We start from the raw sequence: 9,735 nt of genomic DNA, 5'->3' as shown, positions 1-9,735 counted from the left end.
AGTTGATTATTTACAAAAATGTATTTGATAAATAAAAAAAGGACACGAGTCCTTTTTTTATTGCACAAAAAAGAGGTATAATAGACTAAACGTAAAGACATTTTGCATAAACGGGAATGGGCAAAGGAGGTACATGAGTGGAATATGTAATCGAAATGAACCATATTACAAAACAATTTGGGGATTTTAAAGCAAACGATGACATTACTCTCCAGGTAAAAAAAGGAGAAGTCCACGCTCTTCTTGGGGAAAACGGAGCGGGTAAGTCCACCTTGATGAGTGTTTTGTTTGGTCTTTATCAGCCGGAGGAGGGCGAAATAAAGATTAATGGTAAAACTGTAAAGATCAACAGTCCAAACGATGCCAATGATCTGGGTATCGGGATGGTCCATCAGCATTTTAAGCTGGTTCATAATTTTACAGTTCTGGAAAGTATTGTGCTTGGCAGGGAAACCGTAAAAATGGGCGTTCTGAAAATGGAAGACGCCAGAAAAAAAGTAATGGAACTCAGTGAAAAGTACAAATTTAAAATTGATCCGGACGCCTACATTTCTGATATTACCGTAGGAATGCAGCAAAGAGTTGAAATCCTTAAAATGTTGTATTGCGACAATGATATTTTGATCTTCGACGAGCCTACTGCAGTACTGACCCCTCAGGAAATCCATGAGCTTATGAAAGTGATGAAGCAGCTTGTGGCAGAAGGAAAATCCATTATTTTTATTACTCATAAGCTGAATGAGATCAAGGAAGTAGCAGATCGCTGCAGTGTTTTGCGTAAAGGCAAATATATCGGTACCATCAATGTGGCAGATACCACCAAAGAACAGATGTCTGAAATGATGGTAGGAAGAAAAGTAAACCTGAACGTGGAAAAAACAGAAATGAATCCCGGAGATGCAGTTCTGGAAGTGAAAAATCTGACCATCAAAAGCAAAGCTTCAGGAAAAGAAGCTGTGAAAAATGTTTCTTTTAAGGTTCGTAAAGGTGAAATCCTTTGTGTGGCAGGTATTGATGGGAATGGACAATCAGAACTGGTATATGGAATTACAGGCCTGATGCCTCTGGACAGCGGACAGGTGATCTTAAACGGAAAAGATATTACAAAGGAAAGCATTCGTCAGAAATGTATCGATGGTATGGCTCATATCCCTGAAGACCGCCATAAAGACGGACTGGTCCTTGACTATACGCTTCAGGAGAATCTTGTACTTCAGACTTACTATACAGACCGCTTTCAGAAACATGGATTTCTGAAGTTTGATGCAATCCGTGAATATGCAAAAGAACTGATCAAAAAATTTGACATCCGTTCCAGTCACGGGGAAACCAGCAGTGCCAGAGGCATGTCCGGCGGAAATCAGCAGAAAGCCATTATTGCCAGAGAGCTTGACAGAAATCCGGAGATCGTAATTGCAGTGCAGCCGGTACGAGGGCTTGACGTAGGCGCTATTGAATATATCCATAAGCAGCTTGTAGCGCAGAGAGATGCAGGAAAAGCAGTTCTTCTGGTATCTCTGGAACTGGATGAGGTAATGAACTTAAGCGATCGTATTGTGGTTATGTATGAGGGAGAGATCGTAGCAGATCTGAATCCGAAAGAGATCACAACTGAGGAACTTGGTCTTTACATGGCAGGAGCAAAAAGGAGTGTGAAGAATGAACAGTAAACGTAAATCTATATTTAAAGGAGAAGGATTTGTTAATTTCAGTTCTTCTATCCTGGCGATCATCTGTGGTCTGCTGTTTGGATTCATCATCCTTCTTGCAAGTAATCCCAGCCAGGCTGTGAATGGATTTATGATGATCATAAAAGGCGGTTTTACAGACGGCATGAAAGGAGTAGGCGATGTTCTTTACTATGCGACTCCGATCATTATGACAGGTCTTTCTGTAGGATTTGCTTTTAAGACAGGACTTTTTAATATCGGAGCTTCCGGACAGTTTACAGCAGGAGCTTTTGCTGCTGTATATGTAGGAATCAAATGGACGTTCCTTCCGGCTTCTATTCACTGGCTGGTAGCCCTTTTGGCAGCAATACTGGTAGGAGCTCTGGTGGGAAGCATTCCGGGAATCCTGAAAGCCTTCTTCAATGTAAATGAAGTTATTTCAGCAATTATGATGAATTACATTGGCATGTATATAGTGAACCTTCTGGTACGCAACTATATTTATGACCCGCTGAAAAATCAGTCTGTGGCAGTAGCCAAAAGCGCAATACTGCCAAAAGCCGGACTGGACAAGATTTTTGTAGGCGCAAGCCTGAATATTGGAATTTTTATTGCAGTACTTTGTGTGATCCTGATCTATGTGATCCTGAACAAGACAACTTTCGGGTATGAATTAAAGGCCTGTGGTCTTAATCCTCATGCAAGCAAATATGCCGGAATCAATGAAAAGAGAAATATTGTTCTTTCCATGGTGATCTCCGGTGCCCTTGCAGGTCTTGGCGGTGCGCTGCTGTATCTGGCAGGATCCGGAAAATATCTTCAGGTACTTGATATCATTGCACCGGAAGGATTTTCAGGAATTTCCGTAGCCCTCCTCGGACTTTCCAATCCGATCGGTATCCTGTTCTCAGGACTTTTTATCGGACATATTACCGTAGGCGGCTACAACATGCAGCTTTTTGATTTTGTATCAGAAGCAATCGACATTATTATTGCAGCAATTGTTTACTGCGGTGCCCTGTCTCTTCTGTTTAAGACAATGATCCATAAGATCCAGATGAAACGGGCAAAAAAAGTAGAAGCAAAAGCAGTTGGCACAGATAAAGGAAAGGAGGCATAGGCATGAGCGTATTATATTTTATCATTCAGCAGACCATGTATTTTGCGATCCCTCTTCTGATCGTGGCCATCGGTGCTATGTATTCGGAACGCAGCGGTGTTATCAACATTGCTCTGGAAGGTATTATGGTTATGGGAGCCTTTGTAGGAATTTTCTTTATCAACATCTTTCAGGACAGCATCAGCGGACAGCTTCTGTTGATTCTGGCAGTTCTGATCGCAGGTGCAGTAGGCGGGATATTTTCTCTGCTTCATGCATTTGCTTCTGTAAACATGAAAGCAGATCAGACGATCAGTGGTACAGCTCTTAACATGTTTGCTCCGGCATTTGCAATTTATGTGGCTCGTATGATTCAGGGATCCCAGCAGATTCCCTTTACCGATACCTTTTATATTGCAAAGGTTCCGGTGCTTGGAAGCATTCCGGTGATCGGACCAATGTTTTTCCAGAATTGTTATATTACTACATTTATCGGCATTGGTATTTTCCTTGTGGCAGCCTTTGCAATCAAAAAGACAAGATTTGGTCTCCGGCTCCGTGCCTGTGGAGAACATCCGGGAGCCGCAGATTCCGTTGGTGTAAATGTGGCAGGCATCCGCTATGCAGGTGTTATCATTTCCGGTGTGCTTGCCGGAATCGGCGGTCTGGTATTCGTAGTTCCGACATCTACAAACTTTAATGCAACTGTAGCCGGATATGGATTCCTTGCCATTGCCGTATTGATCTTCGGACAGTGGAGAAGCGGGAAAATCCTTATGGCAGCATTTTTCTTCGGTATTATGAAGACACTGGCAAGTGCATATTCAGCCATTCCGATACTGAAATCTCTGCCGATTCCAAACGAGATTTATAAGACGATCCCTTATGTTGCAACACTGATCGTTCTGATCTTTTCTTCAAAGAATTCTCAGGCTCCGCGGGCAGAGGGAATTCCATATGATAAGGGAAGCAGATAAACGTTTATTTTTACCTGAAAACTTATTAATTTACATAAAAAACCCAAAGGAGGACAAAAACATGATGAAAAAATTATTAAGTTTATTACTGGCAGGCGTGATGGTTCTGGGCGGAGCTGCAACAGTTCATGCAGATGAGGGATATGAACTTGCTCTGATCACAGACGTAGGAACCATCGACGACAAATCCTTTAACCAGGGCTCCTGGGAAGGTCTGGAGGCCTATGCAAAAGACAATGATATTACCTGCAAATACTATAAACCGGCAGAAAAATCAGATGCTGCATGCCTCACATCCATTGACCTTGCTGTAAAAGGCGGTGCTAAGGTTATCGTAACTCCGGGATTCCTGTTTGAGTATCCTGTTCTGGAGGCACAGGATAAATATCCGGACGTAAAATTTATTATTATTGATGCAGCTCCTACAGATCCTAATGAGGGCCAGAGAATTGAGAAAAATGTAGAGTCTATCTTCTATGCAGAGGAGCAGGCTGGTTATCTGGCTGGTTATGCAGCAGTAGCAGAAGGTTATACAAAGCTTGGATTCATGGGCGGTATTGCAGTTCCTGCAGTAATCCGTTACGGTTATGGATTTATTCAGGGTGCTGACGCAGCTGCAAAAGAGCTTGGCGTAGAAGAAGTATCCATGAAATATACTTATGTAGGAAACTTTGACGCAACTCCGGAAAACAATGCAAAAGCAGCTGCATGGTATAACGAAGGAACAGAAGTGATCTTTGCATGCGGCGGTGCAGTTGGAAACTCCGTTATGAAAGCAGCAGAGACCTCCGGCGGAAAAGTGATCGGTGTAGACGTTGACCAGTCTTCTGAGTCTGATACAGTCATCACATCTGCTATGAAGAACCTTGGCGATTCTGTATACAATACTGTAAAATCTTATTATGACGGAACCTTTGAAGGCGGAAAATCTGTAACTCTTACAGCAGCCGACAACGGTATCTTACTGCCGATGGAAACATCCAAATTTGAAAAATTTGACCAGGCTACTTATGACAAACTTTTCCAGGGTCTGGTTGACGGAAGCATCAAAGTAGAAAATGATACAGTTGCAGCAAGTGCAACAGATGTTCCGGCAGAGAACGTGAAAGTGGAACTGATCCAGTAATGGAATTCCGCAGAATGGAGAACCTATTGATCTAATAACAAAAAAGGCTGTCGCACAAGTAAGTGGGGCAGCCTGTTTTCCTAAATGAGGTGGAAAATCATGAGTGACTATTTGTATAATTCAATATCTGTTCTTGGAGAAATAGAACATGAAAAATATGAAGAGTTAAAGGCGTATTTTGCCGGCGCGCCTATGTGGCTCATTGATTCTTTCCAGATCATTAAGATGGAAAAGGATTATACATTTATCAGAGAAAACGAACCGGTCAAATATATTTATTTGATCATCGAGGGAATCGTACGGGCAGCAGATTACAGAATTTATGGGATTGTGTATGATTTTATGAGAGTAAATACACTGGAAGCCATGGGCGGTATGGAATTAGTCCTGGATCTTCCTGCATACACAGCAACCATAGAAACAGTGACCCCCTGTATTGCAATCAAGATTCCAAAACACAGCTATGAAAAATGGCTAAATACAGACATCAATGCATTGAAGCGGGAAGCAAAAACCGTAGGACGTTATTTATTGGAAACAGATAGAAAAAGCAGAGCTTATTTATTTTTGCAGGGTGCAGACAGGCTTGCTCTTTACCTGGTGGACACCTATAAGAAAAATGAAAAAAACGGGATGTTCTTTGTGAATTCCTCCAGAGCGGAGCTTTCTGAGATGACAGGGCTTTGTGTCCGGACAGTCAACCGCGCGGTAAAAAAGTTCCATGAAAACGGATGGATCACAAAAGAAGGAAATAAATTCAGTATTAATAAAGAGCAGTACATGAAGATGAATGAAATGGTATCAGCATTAATAGAGAGGTGATGATATGGGAAATAGAATTTATGAAAAACTGATCACATGCACCAATGCAGTGAAAAGTCGTATTTCATTTAAACCGGAGGTGGCATTGATCCTTGGGTCCGGTCTGGGTGATTATGCGCAGGAGATGGATGTTGTGGAAACACTGGAATATTCGGAGATCGAGGGATTTCCGGTATCTACAGTAGCAGGACATCAGGGAAGATTCCTGTTTGGATATGTAAAAGATGTTCCTGTAGTAGCTATGCAGGGACGTGTCCATTATTATGAAGGCTATGAGATGTCGGATGTGGTTCTTCCTACCAGACTGATGGGACTTCTGGGAGCAAAGACAATCATTCTGACAAATGCAGCCGGCGGTGTGAATTATAACTTCCGCCCGGGAGATCTGATGATGATCACAGATCATATCACAACGACTGTTCCAAGTCCTCTGATCGGGCTGAACCTGGAAGAGCTGGGACCAAGATTTCCGGATATGAGCGAAGTGTACAACAAAGAACTCCGGGAGATCATCAGAGAAGCGGCGAAAAACGTTAAGGTAAGCATCCAGCAGGGTGTGTACATGCAGCTGACAGGGCCGAACTACGAAACACCGGCAGAGATTCGGATGTGCAGAACCATGGGAGGAGACGCAGCAGGCATGAGCACCGCCTGCGAGGCAATGGCGGCCAACCATATGGGAATGGACGTATGTGGAATATCCTGTATCACAAACATGGCAGCGGGAATGTCTGCCCAGCCTCTGGATCATAAAGAGGTGCAGGAGACAGCAGACCGTGTGGCAGCAGACTTTAAGAAACTGGTGACAGAGACCATACGTCTGATCGGAGAAAAAAAGAATGGATGAAAAAGTTCTGGAGAATGGAAAACTAAATGAAAAGAAGCTGCTTGATCTGGCGCATGAGGCCAGAAAGCGGGCTTATACTCCTTATTCCGGATTTCAGGTAGGAGCAGCTCTTGTGACAAAACAGGGAAACGTGTATCTGGGATGCAACATAGAGAATGCTTCCTATACGCCCAGCAATTGTGCAGAACGGACTGCATTTTTTAAGGCAGTGTCGGAAGGAGAAAGAGAATTTGCAGCCATTGCCATTGTAGGCGGGACGGAAGGAACAGAGGGAAAGGAAACCTGTTCACCCTGCGGCGTATGTCGTCAGGTTATGCGAGAGTTTTGTGTTCCAGAGGAGTTTCGGATCCTTCTGGAAGATGGACAAGGCGGAATTATGAACTATAGTCTGGCAGAATTGCTGCCATTAGGATTTGGACCGGAAAATCTGGCCCGATAAAAGGAGGAAAACAAAATGCAGAATTATTCAGGTGAAGCAGGATTGCAGTATCATTTACAGATTCGGAAAGGTGATGTAGGACGTTATGTGATTCTTCCGGGAGATCCTAAACGTTGTGAAAAGATCGCAAGATTTTTTGATGATGCAAAGCTGGTGGCAGACAGCCGGGAATATGTGACCTATACCGGTTATCTGGACGGCGAAAAAGTCAGTGTGACTTCTACCGGAATTGGCGGTCCTTCTGCCTCTATCGCAATGGAAGAACTGGTACTTTGCGGAGCAGATACCTTTATCCGTGTGGGAACCTGCGGCGGCATTGAGATGGATGTAAAAGGAGGAGACATTGTTGTTGCAACCGGTGCGATCCGTATGGAAGGAACCAGCAGAGAATATGCGCCTATCGAATTTCCGGCAGTTGCAGACCTGGATGTGACAAACGCTCTGGTATCAGCAGCAAAAGAACTGGGATATACGTATCATGCAGGTGTTGTTCAGTGCAAAGATGCTTTTTACGGACAGCATGAGCCGGAAAGAATGCCGGTGAGCTATGAACTGCTGAATAAATGGGAAGCCTGGAAACGCCTTGGATGTAAAGCATCTGAAATGGAGTCGGCTGCATTGTTTGTTGCAGCAAGCCATTTGAGAGTACGCTGCGGTTCCGATTTCCTGGTAGTGGGAAATCAGGAGAGAAATGCAGCAGGACTGGACAATCCTATCGTTCATGATACAGAATCCGCGATCAAGGTTGCAGTAGAAGCAATCCGTAAACTGATCCGTGCAGATAAAGAAAAATAAAATCTTGGATATTGAGATACACATTATAATAGGAAGGAATGCATTTCGTTGAGTAAATTTAAACGTGTTTTTACCATTGTTGTAGACTCTATGGGAATCGGTTCGCTGCCGGATGCAGCAGAATATGGAGATGCAGGAACGGATACGCTGGGGCACATTGCGGAAAGAACAGAAAACTTTCATATTCCTAATTTTCAAAAGCTGGGGATTGCGAATCTTCATCCGCTGAAAGGTGTTCCGGCTGCAGAAAAGCCTCTTGGCTATTATATGGAGATGTCAGAAGCCAGTGTAGGCAAGGATACCATGACCGGTCACTGGGAGATGATGGGACTTCATATTACCACACCATTTAAAACTTTTACAGATACCGGATTTCCCAAAGAGCTTTTGGATGAACTTTCTGCAAGGACTGGGCGTGTGATCATCGGCAACAAAAGTGCAAGTGGAACAGAAATCCTGGATGAACTTGCAGAGGAAGAGATTGCAACAGGTCATATGATTGTGTATACATCTGCGGATTCTGTTCTCCAGATTTGCGGGAATGAAGAAACATTTGGGCTTCAGGAACTTTATCGCTGCTGTGAGATTGCCAGAGAACTGACCATGAAGGATGAGTGGAAGGTAGGAAGAGTCATTGCAAGACCTTATGTGGGCAAAAAGAAAGGTGAATTTAAGCGTACGGCCAATCGTCATGACTATGCTCTGAAGCCTTATGGAAAAACAGCCCTGGATGCATTAAAAGAAGCGGGACTCGACGTGATTTCTGTTGGAAAGATTTTCGATATTTTTGACGGAGAAGGTCTGACGGAATCCAATAAATCCAAAAGCTCTGTTCATGGAATGGAACAGACCATTGAAATCGCAGGAAGAGATTTTGAAGGATTGTGCTTTACGAATCTGGTGGACTTTGACGCTTTGTGGGGACATCGTCGTAATGTAGAAGGATATGCACAGGAACTGGAAAAATTTGATCAGAAGCTTGGGGAACTTCTGCAGGTGCTTCGGGAGGATGACCTTCTGATCATCACTGCAGACCATGGAAACGATCCAACCCATACGGGTACGGATCATACCAGAGAGCATGTACCTTTTGTGGCATATTCTCCTTCTATGACAGGAAACGGAAAACTGGAAGATACCGATACCTTTGCGGTCATTGGAGCAACCATTGCAGATAATTTCGGCGTAAAGATGCCGGAGGGCACGATTGGACATTCAATTTTGGATAAACTGAAATAGATTATCAGAAAGGACAATTATGGATAAAAAAGAAATTTTAAGCAAAGTAGATCATACTTTATTAACACAGACTGCTACATGGGAGGAAATCCGTCAGATTCTGGATGACGCCATGAAATATGGAACTGCATCTGCGTGTATTCCTGCTTCTTATGTAAAACAATGTGCGGATTATGTAGATGGAAAGCTTCCGATCTGTACAGTGATCGGTTTTCCAAACGGCTACAGTACGACAGCTACAAAGGTTTTTGAGACAAAGGATGCCATTGCCAACGGTGCGTCAGAAATCGATATGGTGATCAATATTGGTCTTTTGAAGGATAAGAAATATCAGGAGCTTGAAGATGAGATCCGCAGCATTCACGAAGCCTGTGACGGAAAGATCCTTAAAGTAATTATTGAGACCTGCCTGCTTACAGATGAAGAAAAGATAAAAATGTGCGAGATTGTTACAAAGGCAGGAGCAGAGTTTATCAAAACTTCTACAGGATTTTCAAAATCCGGAGCAACCTTTGCGGACGTGGAACTGATGAGGAAACATGTGGGACCGGAAGTGAAGGTAAAAGCAGCCGGCGGTATTTCTTCTCTGGAGGATGCGGAAGAATTTATCCGTCTGGGGGCTGATCGTCTGGGAACAAGCCGTATTGTTAAAATTATAAAAAATACCGATGATGGTACTGGATATTAAATGACAGAATAAGACCGGATTTCATTTTTGAGA

At 43.3% G+C, this 9,735-nt stretch carries 10 protein-coding genes; all 10 read left to right on the top strand.

What is annotated here, in order from left to right; genetic code table 11:
• Positions 1-137: 137 nt before the first annotated feature.
• On the top strand, positions 138-1,670 hold the full coding sequence (locus RDS42_RS08470) for an ABC transporter ATP-binding protein (RefSeq protein ID WP_308783271.1): 1,533 nt from the start codon (positions 138-140) through the stop codon (positions 1,668-1,670).
• Positions 1,660-2,790, top strand: a complete 1,131-nt coding sequence (locus RDS42_RS08465; RefSeq protein ID WP_308783270.1) for an ABC transporter permease — start codon at positions 1,660-1,662, stop codon at positions 2,788-2,790. Before RDS42_RS08470 ends, RDS42_RS08465 begins: the two co-directional genes overlap by 11 nt.
• A 2-nt stretch (positions 2,791-2,792) precedes the next feature.
• The gene (locus tag RDS42_RS08460) at positions 2,793-3,746 is read left to right on the top strand and encodes an ABC transporter permease (RefSeq protein WP_308783269.1); all 954 of its coding nucleotides are present in this window, start codon (positions 2,793-2,795) and stop codon (positions 3,744-3,746) included.
• A gap of 61 nt (positions 3,747-3,807) precedes the next feature.
• Positions 3,808-4,872 carry a BMP family ABC transporter substrate-binding protein gene (locus RDS42_RS08455; protein ID WP_308783268.1) on the top strand — a complete coding sequence of 355 codons (1,065 nt, stop codon included), beginning with the start codon at positions 3,808-3,810 and terminating at the stop codon, positions 4,870-4,872.
• A gap of 99 nt (positions 4,873-4,971) precedes the next feature.
• Complete coding sequence (locus RDS42_RS08450; protein WP_308783267.1) at positions 4,972-5,694, top strand: Crp/Fnr family transcriptional regulator; 723 nt, start codon at positions 4,972-4,974, stop codon at positions 5,692-5,694.
• A gap of 4 nt (positions 5,695-5,698) precedes the next feature.
• Positions 5,699-6,541, top strand: coding sequence for a purine-nucleoside phosphorylase (locus RDS42_RS08445; protein ID WP_308783266.1), 843 nt, complete (start codon positions 5,699-5,701; stop codon positions 6,539-6,541).
• Positions 6,534-6,980 (top strand): cytidine deaminase, encoded by a 447-nt coding sequence (cdd, locus tag RDS42_RS08440; RefSeq protein WP_308783265.1) that lies wholly within the window; start codon positions 6,534-6,536, stop codon positions 6,978-6,980. The genes RDS42_RS08445 and cdd overlap by 8 nt, the downstream gene beginning before the upstream one ends.
• Before the next feature lie 15 nt (positions 6,981-6,995).
• Complete coding sequence (gene udp, locus RDS42_RS08435; RefSeq protein WP_308783264.1) at positions 6,996-7,775, top strand: uridine phosphorylase; 780 nt, start codon at positions 6,996-6,998, stop codon at positions 7,773-7,775.
• A 48-nt stretch (positions 7,776-7,823) separates the two neighbouring features.
• Positions 7,824-9,014, top strand: a complete 1,191-nt coding sequence (locus tag RDS42_RS08430; RefSeq protein WP_308783263.1) for a phosphopentomutase — start codon at positions 7,824-7,826, stop codon at positions 9,012-9,014.
• 19 nt (positions 9,015-9,033) lie between these two features.
• Complete coding sequence (gene deoC / locus RDS42_RS08425) at positions 9,034-9,702, top strand: deoxyribose-phosphate aldolase (protein ID WP_308783262.1); 669 nt, start codon at positions 9,034-9,036, stop codon at positions 9,700-9,702.
• Positions 9,703-9,735: the final 33 nt, after the last annotated feature.

The sequence above is a fragment of the uncultured Blautia sp. genome (assembly GCF_902497045.1).
Classification (GTDB): domain Bacteria; phylum Bacillota; class Clostridia; order Lachnospirales; family Lachnospiraceae; genus Blautia_A.
This window is presented reverse-complemented; position numbering and strand designations above follow the sequence as displayed.

What these genes read in the sequence shown, in the direction of transcription:
- RDS42_RS08465 (WP_308783270.1), top strand. Translation starts at nt 1,660, where the DNA reads ATGAACAGTAAACGTAAATCTATATTTAAAGGAGAAGGATTTGTTAAT.
- RDS42_RS08460 (WP_308783269.1), top strand. Translation starts at nt 2,793, where the DNA reads ATGAGCGTATTATATTTTATCATTCAGCAGACCATGTATTTTGCGATC.
- RDS42_RS08455 (WP_308783268.1), top strand. Translation starts at nt 3,808, where the DNA reads ATGATGAAAAAATTATTAAGTTTATTACTGGCAGGCGTGATGGTTCTG.
- RDS42_RS08450 (WP_308783267.1), top strand. Translation starts at nt 4,972, where the DNA reads ATGAGTGACTATTTGTATAATTCAATATCTGTTCTTGGAGAAATAGAA.
- RDS42_RS08445 (WP_308783266.1), top strand. Translation starts at nt 5,699, where the DNA reads ATGGGAAATAGAATTTATGAAAAACTGATCACATGCACCAATGCAGTG.
- cdd (WP_308783265.1), top strand. Translation starts at nt 6,534, where the DNA reads ATGGATGAAAAAGTTCTGGAGAATGGAAAACTAAATGAAAAGAAGCTG.
- udp (WP_308783264.1), top strand. Translation starts at nt 6,996, where the DNA reads ATGCAGAATTATTCAGGTGAAGCAGGATTGCAGTATCATTTACAGATT.
- deoC (WP_308783262.1), top strand. Translation starts at nt 9,034, where the DNA reads ATGGATAAAAAAGAAATTTTAAGCAAAGTAGATCATACTTTATTAACA.